Source organism: Psychromonas aquimarina ATCC BAA-1526 (assembly GCF_000428725.1).
Taxonomy (GTDB): domain Bacteria; phylum Pseudomonadota; class Gammaproteobacteria; order Enterobacterales; family Psychromonadaceae; genus Psychromonas; species Psychromonas aquimarina.
Genome location: NZ_AUAM01000017.1, coordinates 57,168 through 73,787 on the forward strand (window position 1 = coordinate 57,168; position 16,620 = coordinate 73,787).

The window sequence follows — 16,620 nt, forward strand, 5'->3', positions numbered from 1 at the left end:
CTTTAAACTTTTAAAACGGCTGTTTCATTTCCGACGAAATGAACTGCTAAAACGGTTGTGGCTTACTAAGGGCATTTTTTGCCGAACTTTATTCAGCAGCTGCTGATTAAACTCGCATTTAATGCTGCCCTCACCATATTGTAACTCTTTAACTACTTCTCCCCAGGGGGAAATTATCATTGAATGCCCGTAGGTTTCTCGGCCGCAGGGGTGTAAACCTCCCTGGTTGGCGGCCACAATATAACACTGGTTTTCAATAGCACGTGCCTGCAGTAAAGGCAGCCAGTGCGCATCACCGGTAACCTGGGTAAAGGCGGCCGGCAGCAGTATCACTGCGGCGCCCTGTTCACGTAATGATTGAAATAATGCGGGGAAACGCAGGTCATAACAGATAGCCAGCCCGACTTTAACCGAGCTGCCGGCGCTGTGATAATCGAATAACTTTATATCCTGCCCGGCTGTAAATGTATCCGACTCTTTATATAATCCCTTTTTATCCGCAACTAAGGCATCAAAAAGATGCATTTTATGATAATAATTAACTAACTCCCCCTGCGGTGAAAAAACCAGGCAGGTGCTGTAAATTTTATTTTCCAGAGCACTTTTAATCGGGAAACTGCCGCAGACCAAATAGCACTGGTAGTGCACAGCTAGTTCAGCAAGGCGAGTCTGATAATAGCCATCACCTAAATTTTCAGCTAACGCTAAATAAGTTTCTTTATCAGAAAAGCAAAGTGCATTCTCAGGTATCAGCACCAGCTCGTCTGGCTCAGGAGACCGCTCGGCCAGCAGCCTGATTAACGACTGCAGATTGTGCCCGGGAGCAGCGCTGCTGAGCATCTGCACTGCGCATAAATTAAATGCCATTATGGAACCAGCGGGCCGTTCTGCGGCTGATATTTATTCATCTCTTCAAGTACTTCACTGTCCTGCAGCTTAACTTTCGCTTTCTGACTGGACAGCAGCTCCACTTTCGGGTTATCAATAGGGCCTTTTACAGAAAAATCAACGCGTATCACAGTCTCAACTACCGGTTCAAACAGCTTAGACAACATCAGTACAGCAGCTCCGGTTAACGGATTAATAGCAAAAGCAGTTAATACCGGCAGGCTTGATGTCACCGCCGGACTGTAACTGATCTTATAGTTAGTATCAAAGTTAGGCAGATCAATCAGGCCTTCACCGGTAATTCTACCCGCTGAGCCGTTTAAATTAAAATCATCATTTTCAACAATACCGTCAGTGATATTGCCCGATAAGGTAAAGTCGTCAAAGTTAAACCCCTTGGAGAAAACATTATCAAATTCCAGATTAAGGCTGCGCCGAATGCCGTCAAGACTGAAAATACTTAATAATCTGGCACCTTTATCACTTACCTCGGTAATTGAACCGTCTTTAAATTCAGCGGCAAAAGCCCCGTTTAATGAATCGAAATTGAACTCCCAGGGTGCACCTATCCAGTTAAACGCACCGTTAAGTTCAGCTTTCTGATAGACAACAGGATTGACATAACCAAGGCGTTTAATGGGATTATTATTTTGATCTGCAATGCTGTCAATAATCACATTAGTACGGCGCTGATCCCAGATTCCCGATATGCTGGTAAATTCATTGTCACTGCCGATCTTTATATAATCAATATTAAGACGTTTTTTGCTGGGAAAAATATGCATGCTTAAAGGGGACAGATTGATATCACCAACAATACACTCAACACACTCGGCAAAAACTTCCGGATAATCATTCATCAGATTAGTGCTTTGATATTGTTTTTTCATCGCTACGGATTCTTTATCAGCATTAAACTTAGACAAATCCAGTTCCTGGAAATTAATTTTTTTAATATCCAGATCCACACGTACCGGCACCCCGAAGCGGTACTCAGCCGTTGTCTGCAAATTATCAGAGTAGATGTCAGCAGACCATTTGTCTTTATCATTAAGCGCCGTTATTTTCAGCCCGGCTAAAGGCTGCTCAAAAAACTGTGCATGCCTGATATCAACCTTAATTTCGTCAAGGGAAAATACAGCAGCACTTTCCTTATCTGCCTCAAAACTGCCCTGCTCATTTAATTCAAGCCACTTCTCATACCAGGGGGTTAAATTCAACTTATCTAAATTAACCTTAACAATATGCTGATTCGTCTCTACAACAGACAAATCATCGCCGCCGATATTCACTGCTGAATAGGGAATCGTCGGGCTGTCGCCATGAAAGTCCATAGCCCCGGCAAGCACCAGCTTATCTTTAATTTTCGCTTTTATTTTAGCGTTATAGTCATCACCGGAGATCTGCACATCAGTCGGCCAGGACTGCAGTGCATTTTTATTAAACGGAGCAGGAAGGCCGCTTATCATACCTTGAGCTGCAGAATTAAAAGCAACATCAAATTCATAGCCGCCGGAAAAATTATATTCAAAATCAACACTGCCGTTCCAGTCTAAACTGCCCGATAAGCGTGCAGGCTGGAGCACGGTATGATAACCACTTAACGGCGCTAACTGCCATATACCGGCAATATCTGCATTAACCTGATAAGTTTCATCCTTTTCTTTACTGCTGAAAGAAAAATCTACCGGCTGTTCAAACAGCTGCGCATTTAAACCTTGAGCAGTTAAATCTCCATTAATAAAACTGAACTTTCCATTTACCTCTTTTAAGGGCATGGTCAGCTCATCCGTTAAATGCAGGTTGATATCATTATCCGTCAGGGTGATCTCGCCGACTGTCTGTTCAGACATAGTTTCACGGTTAAAGGGAATACTCAGCTGTAATTTCCCGCTCAGCTCATTCTGTACCTCAATGATATTAAGAGCATTACCAACACTGTCTTTAAGTGGCGAGTTTTTTAAATAATCACTGATCTCCTGTGCATCATCACTAATATCAGCAGTAATAGTTAAAATACCGTCAGGATTAAGGTGATCAATTTTTCCATCAAGTTTCTGTACTGTAATTTGACCTAATTGAGCCCGCCGGGCATGCATAGTTAACCAGTCATTTTCAAAGAGCAGATCTAAATCTAAATCGGTTAACCCCTGCCACTGCCCGTAAAAGTCATATTGTGCTTTGCGCACCGGCACCCAGGCTTGAAAAATACCATTATGCTGTTCGTAGGGATAATTGCTAAAGGCGCCGTACCACAAGATCTTAGCCCCTTTCACCTGCCCTTTTTTAAGCGTCGGCTGAAGATAGTCGAAAACATCATCACCCATGGCTTTAATCGGATAATAATGCTGTGCTTTTCCCGCATCATTAAGAGAGGCATAACTGTACAGGCTTAAAAAAGGACTTTGGTTTTGTGCTTTTTTATTGGGGAAAAACAGAGAGAACTGAGTTGTTGTATCAAGATCCTCGGTTTTTAATAAACTCTGCTCACTATATAATTTGAAACCTGTGTCGCTCTGCAGCCAGCGCAGATCCAGCAGACCTGATTTTACCGGCATAGGACGGCTGAACTGTCCGTCAAAATAGATCTTCTGTTTCGGCAGCTTAACGCTAAGCTCTCCTTGAGAAAGCCCGCCGGAAAGCTCAAGATGTGCATTACTCAGCCCGGGTATGCCGCCCTGCGGTCTGTTTTTAAATGCCTTTAAGCTTGTCTGATAATTCAGGGTATTATCTTTATTTTTTACAAGACTCAAATCCTCTATCTGAGCATCCATATCAAATGCGCTTAAATAGGTAATCTGCTCGGTGCTTAAATCACTTCCTAAAAGATAAAAGGGCAGCAGGTCAGCTAAATGCAGACTGCTGAAATCAAGGTAGGCACTCTCTCTTGTACCGTATCCGTTAATATTAAGCCCCTGCCATTTTTTCTGGTTGCGCTCAATATCAAGATCGTAGCTGTCCAGTAACCAGGTTTGTCCGTTGTTGGTCAGCTGCAGCAGGCCGCCGTTTAACTGCCAGTCATTGAAGTGCCTGGATTGTGACCAGGACAGCTGACTATTCTGCAGAGCAACCTGTATTTTATTAAAGTGGCTGGATTTGCCCAGAGAAAAGTCAGCCCAGGCTTCAAAACCTAACACAGCTTTTGCAATCCGTGCATCCGCATTAACCCTGTCTATTAGATAATCCGTAATATTAAGGTTATCTGCATCGACATAAAGCTGGCCGGAAAACTCCCGGTCTGCACTGCTTCTGTCCGGCTGCAGATCCACCACAAACTGTAAAGAATTATCCCCTAAACTATTCGGAAGTGAAGCCGCCCCCACGCCCTGGTGCAGTCCGCCTTTATTCAGCCAGCGCAGCGTCTCTATAACAATGGTTTTATCATTGCCCAGGTGATCTTTAAACTTAACCACACTGTCTTTAATAGAAAACTTATTCAGCTGCTGTAAAAATATTTTTTTCAGTGAATCAAGGGTCAGCAGCGACTGCTCTGACTTAGCTGTACTCTCACTGCCGGGTTTAACCGTTAACTGCGCTCCCTGCAGTGAAATGCGGTTAAATACCAGAGAGCTTTCTGTAATGGACTCCCAGAAATTAAGGTGCAGAAAAAGATGATCCAGCTTCAGTACAAAGGGAAGGTCCGCGGAGTCCAGCAGCTCAATATTATTAAGCGTTAAAACCATACCGTCGAAATCAATACCAGCGGAGATATCTTCGACCGATAAATTAATATTGTATTCTTCGGCTAACCAGAGCGCAGCATCTTCCTTATAATCATCAATACTGATCAGGAAAATGCGTAATAAAGTTAAACATAATGCGATGAGAAACAGTTTAAAGGCAACTAGTGCATAAATACGTTTCAGCCATCTGAAGGTAAAATGTTTCAACTTACATCATAACCACGTCAAACTGCTCCTGCCCGTACATGGGCTCAGCATGAATTTCTACCTGCTTGGACATAAATAAAGTTAACTCTCCCAGGCTGTGAGATTCATCGCCCTGCAGCGCTTCTGCAACAGACGGCGAAGTATAAACAACAAAACGGTCAACATCATAAGCGCGGTTAACCCGCAGAATTTCCCGCAGCACTTCATAACAGACGGTTTCTACCGTTTTAACATAACCCCGTCCATGGCACTCTTCACAGGCACTACAGAAAATATGCTCAAGGCTTTCCTGAGTACGTTTACGGGTCATCTCGATTAACCCCAGAGGAGAAAAATCATTAATATGTGTTTTAACCCGATCTTTAGATAACGCCTGCTCTAAGCTGGTAAAAACACGACGTTTATGATCTGCTGATTTCATATCAATAAAATCAAGAATAATAATACCGCCTAAATTGCGCAGCCGCAGCTGCCGTGCAATCGCCTGTGTTGCTTCAATATTGGTGTTAAAAATAGTTTCATCAAGATTACGGTGGCCGACAAACGCGCCGGTATTAATATCAACCGTAGTCATCGCTTCGGTCTGGTCGATAATCAGATAACCGCCTGATTTCAGTTCAACTTTACGTTCCAGCGCGCGCTGTACTTCATTTTCAACATCAAACAGATCAAAAATAGGACTTTCACCCGGGTAATACTCAATCTTATCTTCAAGTTCAGGTACAAACTCATTGGTAAACTCTTTAAGCTGATTATAGGTAAGATTAGAGTCAATACGCACTCTGTCTATCTGAGTGCCGACAAAGTCGCGCAGGATTCTGAATGCTAATCCTAAATCCTGATAAAGCAGTTTATTTTTACTTTTGCTGCGCTGACGGCGGGTAAGTACCTTACGCCATACCCGCTGTAAAAAAGCGGCATCATGAACCAGTTCATTTTCCGGCGCACCTTCGGCAGCTGTGCGGATAATATAACCGCCTAACTCATCCAGACAACCCTGGGTGATCGCTTTTAAACGGTCCCGCTCTTCGGCACTTTCAATACGCTGTGAAACACCAACATGCTCACTGCCCGGCATGAAAACAAGATAACGCGAAGGCACGGTAATATCAGTGGTTAAACGAGCACCTTTAGTACCAAGCGGATCTTTAACCACCTGCACCATAATATCCTGTCCCTGGCGGACCAGTTCAGAAATATCAGCTACTTTAAACTGCGCTTTTTCTGTCTGCGCAACACATTCAGTATGCGGAACAATATCCGAGGCATGTAAAAAAGCGGCTTTTTCTAAACCAATATCTACAAAAGCAGCCTGCATACCCGGCAGTACCCGACAGACTTTACCTTTATAAATATTGCCGACAATACCTTTACTCGCCTGACGTTCGATATGTAGTTCTTGTAACACCCCGCCTTCGACCAGCGCCACACGCGTTTCTGTCGGGGTAATATTCATTAATAATTCAACGGACATTTGTAATTCCTTTAAAAGCTCTTTAATGAGCGGATCTGCCTGAATAATATAAGAGGCAGACTGCCCTGCTCTAATCTTTGTTAATACTCGCGTTTCACTCAGCGAGCATTTTGCGGTGCTTGTAAAAATGCCTTAATCAGCTGATCAGTCTCATACAGCGGCAGACCGACAACCGCACTGTAACTACCTTCAATCGCTGTTACAAATTTTCCACCGACACCTTGAATACCATAGCCGCCGGCCTTATCTAAAGGCTCGCCGGTTAACCAGTAATCACCTATTTCATTGTCGCTTAACACTTTGAAGCAAACGTCTGTCTTTACCAGAACATGTTGTGAGCGTAAATTATCGACTAAAGCAACAGCAGTAAATACCTGATGTTTACGACCGGAAAGCAGCTGCATCATCTCTCTGGCATGACTTTCATTGCGGGGTTTTTCTAAAATATGCTGATCAATAACCACTATCGTATCCGCACCTAATACCGGCCGGTCCTTAGGGCTGTTTACGAAACCGGCCTGCGCTTTCTGCAGCGCTAAACGCTCCACATAGCGCACTGCAGTTTCACCCGGGTTTATTTTCTCTTCAATCGATGCCTTAACTTGAGTAAAAGAGACACCAATCTGAGTTAATAGTTCAGAGCGTCTAGGCGAGTTAGAAGCAAGGTAAACAGCTGATTTCATATTTATGCGACCTTAAAACGAATGCGAATAAACCGCAGAAACAAAAAGAACCAGGGCCAGATTAACATCGAAGTAAAAATTGACCAGAAGTAATGGCTGTGCAGCACAATATCCTGCAGGCTTGATGCAATCCAGTACAGCACTAACTTCGCCAGCAGAATAAATCCTCCTGCTAACAGTGTTGTCTGCACCAGTGTGAAATAACGAATACGCTGGTAATTAATACTCACCAGATAAGCCAGAACCGAAAATAACAGAGCATGCATACCCAGCGTTGAACCTAATAACAGATCCAGCAGCAGACCTAAGACAAAAGCGTGACCAATACTCACCCGGTGAGGCAAAGCTAATACCCAGTAAAAGAGCAGCAGGATCATCCAGTCCGGACGAAAAGCATTAAGTATAATCGGAAGCGGAAAAATGGCACAAATTAAACCAAGAAAAAATGTCAGGTAGATAACCCGGTAACTACTCAGGACTGACATCTTCTGACTCCGGCGGGGTAAGCGATAAATCAGACTCGTTATATTGATGATCATTCCATAACAGCAGCAGGTAGCGGCTTCTGTCCAGTTTTGCTACGGGTGTTGCCGTCACCTCAGCGTACAACGCACCTTCCTGATAGTTAAAGCGGCTGACAGTTGCAACCGGATAACCTGCCGGGAAACGCCCTCCCAGACCAGAGGTAACCAGCAGATCCCCCTCCTGCAGATCGGCATTACTCTGCACAAAGGGAACATTAAGTTTATTCCATGCGCCGCTGCCGTGAACAATGGCGGTCACATCATTGCGCTGCACCCGTACTGGAATACCGTGGCTTGCATCAACAATTAACAGTACCCGGCTGGTTGTACTGCCGACCTGCGAAACCTGGCCGACAACGCCCTCTTCATTGATCACCGGCTGCCCGAGATAAACACCGTCAAGCGCACCTTTATTAATTAACAGCTGATGAGTAAAGGGATCGGAACGCAGACTCATCACCTCGGTGATCATGCGTTTATTGGTAAAACTGCGCTGTGAGTTCAGCAGCTCACGCAGTTGTTTGTTTTCATTCTGCAGCTGAGTAAGTAATAAGCGATCCGCTTTAAGGTGCAGATTGTCTTTTTCCAGCTGCTGATTACGTTCTTTTAAAGCGTCCCGGGTCATCAGATTGTCAGCTAAGGTGCTGAACAGTTTCTGCGGTGCATCAGCAATATACTGCAGAGGACTAACCAGTGAATTAAGATAAATACGCGATGAGGCAAAAAGATTAAACTGACTGTCAGCTAAAAGCAGAATAAGCGAAAGCGCTATCACTATGGATAGCCTTAATAAAAAAGAGGGACCGCGCGTAAAAATTGGTTTCATTGTTACCGATCAAATAAGAACAGGCTGCTGGTAATCACTGACGATAAAGCAGTCAGATTGATTTGATAAACTCTTATGCAGCGGTTTAAAAAAATATCACATCTGAAAAAGCCTGCGTCGGCAGGCTATATATTAATGCACCAGGTCTAATTGCAAAATTAATCCGGCAGACGCAGTAAATAAAGCATTCAGCTGCTGTAAGCGCAGTTAGTCTGCGTTAAACACGTCACCACCATGGGTATCGATCATTTCCAGCGCCATACCGCCGCCTCGAGCGACACAGGTCAGAGGATCGTCAGCAACAATAACCGGAATACCAGACTCTTCTGAAAGCAGACGGTCAAGTTCACATAATAAAGCACCACCGCCGGTTAATACCATACCTGTTTCTGCAATATCGGCAGCCAGTTCAGGCGGCGTTTTTTCAAGCGCCAGCATAACAGCAGAAACAATACCGCTTAAGGGCTCCTGCAGCGCTTCTAAAATTTCATTGCTGTTAAGCGTAAAGCTGCGTGGAACACCTTCTGCCACATTCACACCGCGTACTTCAATCTCTTTAACTTCATTAATCGGGTGAGCAATTGCAATGCTGTGCTTGATACGTTCAGCTGTAATTTCACCAATGGTACAGCCGTAATTACGACGTACATAGTTAATAATCGCTTCATCAAATTTATCACCGCCGACACGTACAGAAGCAGAATAAACCACACCGTTTAAAGAAATAACGGCAACTTCTGTTGTACCGCCGCCGATATCAACAACCATTGAACCTTTCGCTTCCGATACCGGCATTCCCGCGCCGATAGCAGCCGCCATCGGTTCATCAATAAGGAATACATCACGCGCACCGGCACCCTGTGCTGATTCGCGAATAGCACGGCGTTCAACCTGAGTTGAACCGCATGGTACACAAACTAATACACGCGGGCTGGGACGCAGCACACTGTTGTTATGCACTTGTTTAATAAAATGCTGAAGCATTTTCTCAGTAATATAAAAGTCCGCAATGACGCCGTCTTTCATCGGACGAATCGCTTGAATATTACCAGGCGTTTTCCCTAACATCTGCTTTGCATCATGACCGACAGCCGCAACACTTTTACCCGCACCGTTTTTATCTAAACGGATCGCAACTACTGAAGGCTCATCTAAAACGATACCTTGATCTTTTACATAAATAAGGGTGTTTGCTGTGCCTAAATCGATCGAAAGATCGTTAGAAAACATACCTCGAAACATTTTAAACATGAAAAATTTCCAAATGAGCTAAAAATAATTAATTAAGAAACGTACTCTATCAACACACCTAAACTTCATCAAGGAAAGAAAGTGAATAGCATCAGTAATAGTCGGTTTACTTCAATTCTTTAGCTGGCGGCGCATAGAAAACCAGCAATAAGCCCGGTTATTTTACAAAATGAACAAAGAATAAATTTCCCCCCCCAAAATCGACGCACTGATTACAGTTACCGGCAGCGCTAGAGTATGCACATATCAGTAGAAAAATTAAGACTTGTCTTTTTGAAAAAACAGCAGCGTTAAGTAGATTTTACTGGGAATCAGAAGCAGCAGACCGGCACCGATAATTAAAGCAATCAGCAGCACGCCGTCAGATCCCATGGTTACGCTGATATTTGTAAAACTCGCCAGACAAACACCTAAAATAAGCAGCAATATTCCCAGCAGCATACACAGGGTCATCACTCTATTAATCAATGCGGCCGTTAGCTTCATTGTGATCCCTTCAGTAAGTGCTTAAACAAAAAAGCCTTCCACAGGGAAGGCTTTAAAATAACAGACAGAATTACAAACTAACTGAGTCTAACTTTTCAAAATAATCAGGGAAAGTTTTAGAAGTACACTTAGGATCGTTAATTGTTACCGGCGTATCACTTAATGCCACTAACGAGAAACACATTGCCATACGGTGATCATCATAGGTATCAATAGCAGCATGATTAAGCTTAGCGGGTGCTGTTACTTCGATAAAATCGTGACCTTCTACAACCGTTGCGCCGACTTTACGCAGCTCTGTCGCCATGGCAAATAAACGGTCAGTTTCTTTTACACGCCAGTTATAAACATTACGAATAATAGTTGTGCCCTGTGCAAACAGAGCGGCTACAGCAATAGTCATAGCGGCATCCGGAATATGGTTCATATCCATATCAATCGCTTTAAGTTCGCCTTTAGAAGCTTTGATAAAGTCATCACCCCATTCAATTTTAGCGCCCATCGCTTCCAGAGCGTCTGCAAACTGAATATCACCCTGCACCGATTTTCTGCCGATGCCGGTCACTTTAATACTGCCGCCGCCGATTGCGCCGGCAGCTAAAAAGTAGGAAGCCGATGAAGCATCGCCCTCAACCAGGTAACTGCCGGGAGCAGTGTAAGTTTGGCCACCGCGGATCACAAACTTCTGGTATTCACCATTTTCATTATCAACCTCGATGCCGAAATCCTGCATAATCTGCAGAGTGATTTTGATATACGGTTTAGAAACCAGTTCACCGATTATTTCAATAGTTGTGTCCTGCGCAGCCATAGGTGCCGACATTAAAAATGCCGTTAAAAACTGGCTTGATACACTGCCGTCAATCTCAATTTTTCCGCCTTTAAGGCCGGTACCTTTAATTTTAAGCGGCGGATAGTTTTCATCCTGCAGATAAGTAACATCAGCACCAGCCTGCTGCAGCGCATCAACTAAACTGCCGATTGGGCGCTCAAACATACGCGGCTCGCCGGTTAAAACGTATTCCCCCTGACCGAGACAAAGCGCGGCGCAAAGCGGACGCATGGCCGTACCGGCATTACCTAAGAACAGTTCCAGAGAACCAAGCTCGGCGGTATTAAATGCCCTGCCTAAGCCTTCAACAACACATTGTTTTTTATCATCGCTAAGCTGATAGTTAACACCTAATTTTTTTAAAGCGTTTAACATATGACGAATATCGTCACTGTCCAGCAGATTAGTTAAAGTTGTTGTGCCTTTCGCTAAAGCAGCCAGCAATAGTGCGCGGTTAGAAAGACTTTTTGAACCTGGTAGATTGATTTCACCTTCAACTTTAGCAATCGGGTTTAATAATAACTGTTCCATAATATTCTCTATTTCTCTGACTTAATAACAACATTAATAATATTTACTACAAATCCAGCACTTTAATCAGCGCCTCTTTAAAACGCTGATTTTCAGCCTGTGTACCGATACTGATACGCAGGTGCTGCGGTAAACCATAACCGCTGATCGGGCGTACAATAACTCCCTCACGCAATAGATCCTGATAAACCTTATCACCAGACGTACCAACATTAACAGTAATAAAATTACCCATAGATGGAATATACTCAAGGCCGTTTTCACTGAAAAACGTACTTAAATCGGCCATACCGGCATTATTTAAGCTGATACTCTGCTCAAGGTATTTTTCATCCTGGAGAATAGTCTGCGCAGCTTTTAATGCCAGGGCATTACAGTTAAACGGCTGACGTACACGGTTTAAAATATCCGCGATCTGTGGATTTGAAATCGAGTAACCGACACGCAGCCCGGCTAAGCCGTAAGCCTTTGAAAACGTACGCGAAACAATCAGATTTGGAAACTTTTTAATCCAGGCAACGGCATTACCGCGGCGGTCTGAAGGAGCATATTCAAAATAGGCTTCATCTAATACCACTAAAACATGTTCAGGTATTTTAGCCAGAAAAGACTGTATCTCATCCTGCTCTAGGAATGTACCGGTTGGATTATTCGGGTTAGCAATAAAAATCAGTGCAGTTTTATCCGTAACAGCATCAGCCATGGCATCTAAATCATGACCATAATCCTTTGCCGGCACAACAACCGCAGACGCGCCGATCGCCTGGGTAACCAGCGGATATACCACAAAAGCATGCTGTGCAAAAATAACCTCATTATCACAACTGACAAACGCACGGGCAATCAGCTCAAGCAGATCATTCGAACCATTACCTAAGGTAATCTGGTTTAAATCAACAGAATATTTTTCCGCAAGCGCCTGTTTCAGATAATAACCGTTAGCATCAGGATAACGTGTTAACTCACTTAACTCTTTCTGCACAGCGTCTTTTACTGACTGACTTAAACCCAGCGGATTTTCATTTGAAGCCAGCTTTACAATATTACTGATGCCAAGCTCACGCTCTAACTCGTCAGTGGGTTTACCCGCCTGATAAGGATGGAGCTTCTGTACACCATGATTAGCAATTGTTAAAAAATCACAACTCATCTGATATTCCTGATCTATTAATTAAAATTTAAGGGGGTATACCAGTCTTGATAAATATCTGCTCAATCTTGCTGGTTAAAATCAATGATAACTTCGTTGTTTTCAATCCCAATAGCCTGCTATTGCTCAATCAAACGCCTTGCTCTCATTAATTTTTCCTACGCAATTTTAGACCATTTACTTTTCCAGGCTGGTATTATCTTAAGCGTATTTTTTTTCAAAGGCGGCCATAAAGTCAACTAATGCCTGCACACCTTCAATCGGCATAGCATTATAAATACTGGCGCGCATGCCGCCCACTAATTTATGCCCTTTAAGCGTCAGCAGACCAGCGGCTTTTGACTCTTTTAAGAAAGTCTCATTAAGACTGTCATTCGCTAAAATAAACGGAATATTCATGCGGCTGCGCACGCTTTTATCAATATTATTGGCATAAAAATCAGAGTTATCGATAAAGTTATAAAGCAGATCTGCTTTAGCGATATTTTTCTTCTCCACTGCAGCTAAACCGCCCTGCTCCTTAAGCCATTTAAAAACTAAACCGGCAAGGTACCAGGCATAGGTCGGCGGCGTGTTATACATAGAATCTGCATCAGCCTGTACCTTGTAGTCTAAAATAGACGGGATTGCCTGACGCGCCTGACCAATCAGATCATCGCGGACAATCACGATTGATAAACCCGACGGACCGATATTTTTCTGCGCACCGGCATAAATAAGGCCAAATTTTGTTACATCAACAGGGCGCGATAAAATCGTTGAGCTCATATCGGCAACTAGCGGTACTACACCGGTTTCCGGTATATCAAACAGTTCAATGCCTTCAATGGTTTCATTCGGACAGTAATGAACATAAGCGGCGCCGGCATTAATCTGCCAGTCAGCACAGGCCTGTACACTGATTTTGCCGTCCGCTGTTTCACTCATAATATTGGTTTCAGCAATACGCGCATGTTTTTTTGCTTCTACTACCGCAGATTTTGACCATTGTCCGGTTAACAGGTAGTCAGCGTCCAGTTTATCACCCAGCAGGTTCAGCGGCACAGCGGCAAACTGACCGCGTCCGCCGCCGTGACAAAACAGCACTTTATAGTTATCTGGAATCTCCATCAGATCACGCAGATCCTGCTCTGCCTGCTGCGCCATATCGATATATTCAGGACTGCGGTGGCTCACTTCCATGACCGAAATACCCATGCCCTGCCAGTTGCAGAATTCGTTTTGTGCTTTGTGCATTACCGCTTCCGGCAGCATTGCCGGACCGGCACAGAAATTAAATATTTTAGTCATTGTTATCTATCCCTTAAAACAAAATAAGCGGCCAAGGCCGCTTATTTAAAGATTAATAAAGTTTATTCCTGAGATTCAGACGGCTCGTCCGTTGACGGCGCACTTCCCTCAACTTGCGAACCCGGCTCAGCGCTTTGACCTTCAACAGGCTCACCGTCTTCTTCATAAACCGGCGCATCTTTGATTTCATCAATGCGCTGCAGAGCAACTATCTGCTCATCCTCAGCAGTACGAATCAGGGTAACCCCCTGAGTATTACGACCGACCACTGATACTTCACTAACACGAGTACGTACTAATGTACCGCGGTTAGAGATAAGCATGATTTCATCATTTTCATCAACCTGTACTGCACCGACAACTTTACCGTTACGTTCGCTCACTTTAATTGAGATAACGCCCTGCGTTGCACGGCTCTTCGGAGAGTAGTCAGCAAGCGGCGTACGTTTACCGTAACCGTTTTCTGTGGTTGTCAGAATATGACCGGTTTCATTCGGCACAATCAGAGAAACAACTTTTTCACTGTCTTTCAGCTTAATACCACGAACACCCGTTGCTGTACGGCCCATTGGACGTACACCTTTAAACTTAACTTCCTGGTTGCCGTTTTCATCTAATACCGGCGCACCGTCTTCATCAACCACTAAAGTTTCTTCTGCTTCTTTAAAGCGCACCACTTTACCGGCATCAGAGAAGATCATGATTTCATTTGAACCGTCGGTAATTTCAGCGCCGATTAATTCATTGTCTTCATTTAAGTTAATTGCAATCAGACCGCTTGCACGCGGACGGCTGTAAGCACTTAATGCGGTTTTCTTAACCGTACCGTTAGCTGTCGCCATAAATACAAACTTATCATCTTCATATTCACGTACCGGCAGAATCGCAGTAATACGTTCGCCTTCTTCCAGCGGCAGGATGTTCACAATCGGACGACCACGGGCCTGACGTGAAGCCAGCGGCAGCTGGAACACTTTCAGCCAGTATAAACGGCCGCGGGTAGAGAAACATAAAATCGTATCATGGGTGCTGGCAACTAATAGTTTTTCAATGAAATCTTCATCTTTCATCTTAGTTGCAGCTTTACCTTTACCGCCGCGGCGCTGTGCTTCGTAATCGGTCAGAGGCTGGTACTTCACATAACCTTCATGGGAAAGCGTTACGACTACATCTTCTTCATTGATCAGATCTTCCATACAAAGATCTGTTTCACTTGCTGTTATTTCAGTACGACGCGGATCAGAAAAGTTTGCTTTAATCTCAGCTAACTCTTCACGAATCACTTCCATTAAACGTGCCGGACTTTCTAAGATAAATAACAGAGCAGCGATAAGCTCTAACAGCTCTTTATATTCGCTTAATACTTTTTCATGCTCTAAACCGGTCAGCTTGTGCAGGCGCAGATCCAGAATTGCCTGAGCCTGTACTTCGGTCATGTAATATTGACCGTCACGAACGCCGAACTCAGCAGCTAAACCGTCAGGACGAGCAGCATCAACACCGGAAGCTTCAAGCATAGCAGCAACATTACCTAAGTCCCAGCCTTTTGACTGTAAACCGATTTTCGCTTCCGCCGGTGTTGCCGAATGACGAATCAGATCAATAATAGGATCAATATTTGCCAGTGAAATCGCTAAACCTTCAAGAATATGCGCACGCTCGCGGGCTTTTTTCAGCTCAAATACAGTACGGCGGGTAACAACTTCACGACGGTGTAAAATGAAAGCTTCTAACATCTCTTTCAGATTAAACAGTTTCGGCTGGCCGTGATCCAGTGCTACCGCATTAATACCGAAAGTAACCTGCATCTGTGTTTGTGCATAAAGGTTGTTTAAAACAACTTCACCCACTTCGCCGCGCTTAACTTCAACAACCATACGCATACCGTCTTTATCCGACTCGTCACGCAGGGCACTGATGCCTTCGATTTTTTTATCTTTAACAAATTCAGCGATTTTTTCAATTAAACGCGCTTTATTAACCTGGTACGGCAGTTCATGAACCACAATCGTTTCACGACCGGTTTTATCATTAACTTCAATTTCCGCTTTAGCACGAATTTTTACTTTACCGCGGCCGGTATTGTACGCATCAATGATACCTTTACGGCCGTTGATAATACCCGATGTCGGGAAATCCGGACCGGGAATAAATTCAATCAGTTCATTAATAGTAATATCAGCGTTGTCAATCAGTGCTAAACAGCCGTCAATCACTTCGCCCAGATTATGCGGCGGAATATTAGTTGCCATACCAACAGCGATACCCGATGAACCATTTACTAATAGGTTAGGTATTTTAGTCGGCATTACTTCCGGAATGAATTCTGTACCATCGTAGTTAGGTACGTAGTCAACGGTTTCTTTATCTAAATCGGCTAATAATTCATGGGCAATTTTCTGCATACGGATTTCCGTATAACGCATTGCCGCCGCGCTGTCGCCGTCAACAGAACCAAAGTTACCCTGGCCGTCTACAAGCATATAACGTAAAGAGAAATCCTGAGCCATACGAACGATTGTATCGTATACCGCTGTATCACCATGCGGGTGATATTTACCGATTACATCACCGACAATACGTGCCGATTTTTTGTAAGGTTTATTCCAGTCATTGCGCAGTACATTCATCGCAAATAAAACACGGCGGTGAACCGGTTTAAGACCATCGCGTACATCAGGCAGTGCACGCCCGACAATTACGCTCATTGCATAATCAAGATAAGAGTTCTTTAATTCATCTTCAATGTTGATTGGAGAAACGTCAGAGGCAAATTCGCTCATAGAGACCTAAAT

Annotated in this window: 12 protein-coding genes; all 12 read right to left on the minus strand. The window is 43.9% G+C overall.

Annotation, left to right across the window (positions count from 1 at the left end):
* Nucleotides 1–24: 24 nt before the first annotated feature.
* The 12 genes from G337_RS0107620 to gyrA all read right to left on the minus strand — a co-directional run bounded on the left by G337_RS0107620 (nt 25) and on the right by gyrA (nt 16,608).
* Complete coding sequence (locus tag G337_RS0107620; RefSeq protein ID WP_028863368.1) at nt 25–867, minus strand: carbon-nitrogen hydrolase family protein; 843 nt, start codon at nt 865–867, stop codon at nt 25–27.
* Nucleotides 867–4,778, minus strand: coding sequence for a YhdP family protein (locus G337_RS0107625; RefSeq protein ID WP_028863369.1), 3,912 nt, complete (start codon nt 4,776–4,778; stop codon nt 867–869). Before G337_RS0107625 ends, G337_RS0107620 begins: the two co-directional genes overlap by 1 nt.
* A 1-nt stretch (nt 4,779) precedes the next feature.
* A complete protein-coding gene (gene rng / locus G337_RS0107630) occupies nt 4,780–6,252 on the minus strand; it encodes a ribonuclease G (protein ID WP_028863370.1) in 1,473 nt (490 codons plus the stop codon).
* 98 nt (nt 6,253–6,350) lie between these two features.
* A complete protein-coding gene (locus tag G337_RS0107635) occupies nt 6,351–6,935 on the minus strand; it encodes a Maf family protein (RefSeq protein WP_028863371.1) in 585 nt (194 codons plus the stop codon).
* Between the two features lie 2 nt (nt 6,936–6,937).
* Complete coding sequence (gene mreD / locus G337_RS0107640; protein ID WP_028863372.1) at nt 6,938–7,420, minus strand: rod shape-determining protein MreD; 483 nt, start codon at nt 7,418–7,420, stop codon at nt 6,938–6,940.
* Nucleotides 7,404–8,285: a rod shape-determining protein MreC gene (gene mreC, locus G337_RS0107645; RefSeq protein WP_028863373.1), complete on the minus strand. Its 882-nt coding sequence runs from the start codon at nt 8,283–8,285 to the stop codon at nt 7,404–7,406. Before mreC ends, mreD begins: the two co-directional genes overlap by 17 nt.
* A gap of 207 nt (nt 8,286–8,492) precedes the next feature.
* The gene (locus G337_RS0107650) at nt 8,493–9,536 is read right to left on the minus strand and encodes a rod shape-determining protein (RefSeq protein ID WP_019616301.1); all 1,044 of its coding nucleotides are present in this window, start codon (nt 9,534–9,536) and stop codon (nt 8,493–8,495) included.
* Between the two features lie 258 nt (nt 9,537–9,794).
* Nucleotides 9,795–10,022 (minus strand): hypothetical protein, encoded by a 228-nt coding sequence (locus G337_RS0107655; RefSeq protein WP_028863374.1) that lies wholly within the window; start codon nt 10,020–10,022, stop codon nt 9,795–9,797.
* A 70-nt stretch (nt 10,023–10,092) separates the two neighbouring features.
* The gene (gene aroA / locus G337_RS0107660; protein WP_028863375.1) at nt 10,093–11,385 is read right to left on the minus strand and encodes a 3-phosphoshikimate 1-carboxyvinyltransferase; all 1,293 of its coding nucleotides are present in this window, start codon (nt 11,383–11,385) and stop codon (nt 10,093–10,095) included.
* A gap of 46 nt (nt 11,386–11,431) precedes the next feature.
* Nucleotides 11,432–12,535 (minus strand): histidinol-phosphate transaminase, encoded by a 1,104-nt coding sequence (gene hisC / locus G337_RS0107665; protein WP_028863376.1) that lies wholly within the window; start codon nt 12,533–12,535, stop codon nt 11,432–11,434.
* A 201-nt stretch (nt 12,536–12,736) separates the two neighbouring features.
* Nucleotides 12,737–13,825, minus strand: coding sequence for a 3-phosphoserine/phosphohydroxythreonine transaminase (serC, locus tag G337_RS0107670; protein ID WP_028863377.1), 1,089 nt, complete (start codon nt 13,823–13,825; stop codon nt 12,737–12,739).
* A gap of 62 nt (nt 13,826–13,887) precedes the next feature.
* Complete coding sequence (gene gyrA, locus G337_RS0107675; protein WP_028863378.1) at nt 13,888–16,608, minus strand: DNA topoisomerase (ATP-hydrolyzing) subunit A; 2,721 nt, start codon at nt 16,606–16,608, stop codon at nt 13,888–13,890.
* Between the last annotated feature and the right edge of the window lie 12 nt (nt 16,609–16,620).

Bases quoted from the DNA above. Each gene is read 5' to 3' on its own strand.
- G337_RS0107620 (WP_028863368.1), bottom strand. From the start codon at position 867: ATGGCATTTAATTTATGCGCAGTGCAGATGCTCAGCAGCGCTGCTCCC.
- rng (WP_028863370.1), bottom strand. From the start codon at position 6,252: ATGTCCGTTGAATTATTAATGAATATTACCCCGACAGAAACGCGTGTG.
- G337_RS0107635 (WP_028863371.1), bottom strand. From the start codon at position 6,935: ATGAAATCAGCTGTTTACCTTGCTTCTAACTCGCCTAGACGCTCTGAA.
- mreD (WP_028863372.1), bottom strand. From the start codon at position 7,420: ATGTCAGTCCTGAGTAGTTACCGGGTTATCTACCTGACATTTTTTCTT.
- mreC (WP_028863373.1), bottom strand. From the start codon at position 8,285: ATGAAACCAATTTTTACGCGCGGTCCCTCTTTTTTATTAAGGCTATCC.
- G337_RS0107650 (WP_019616301.1), bottom strand. From the start codon at position 9,536: ATGTTTAAAATGTTTCGAGGTATGTTTTCTAACGATCTTTCGATCGAT.
- G337_RS0107655 (WP_028863374.1), bottom strand. From the start codon at position 10,022: ATGAAGCTAACGGCCGCATTGATTAATAGAGTGATGACCCTGTGTATG.
- aroA (WP_028863375.1), bottom strand. From the start codon at position 11,385: ATGGAACAGTTATTATTAAACCCGATTGCTAAAGTTGAAGGTGAAATC.
- hisC (WP_028863376.1), bottom strand. From the start codon at position 12,535: ATGAGTTGTGATTTTTTAACAATTGCTAATCATGGTGTACAGAAGCTC.
- serC (WP_028863377.1), bottom strand. From the start codon at position 13,825: ATGACTAAAATATTTAATTTCTGTGCCGGTCCGGCAATGCTGCCGGAA.
- gyrA (WP_028863378.1), bottom strand. From the start codon at position 16,608: ATGAGCGAATTTGCCTCTGACGTTTCTCCAATCAACATTGAAGATGAA.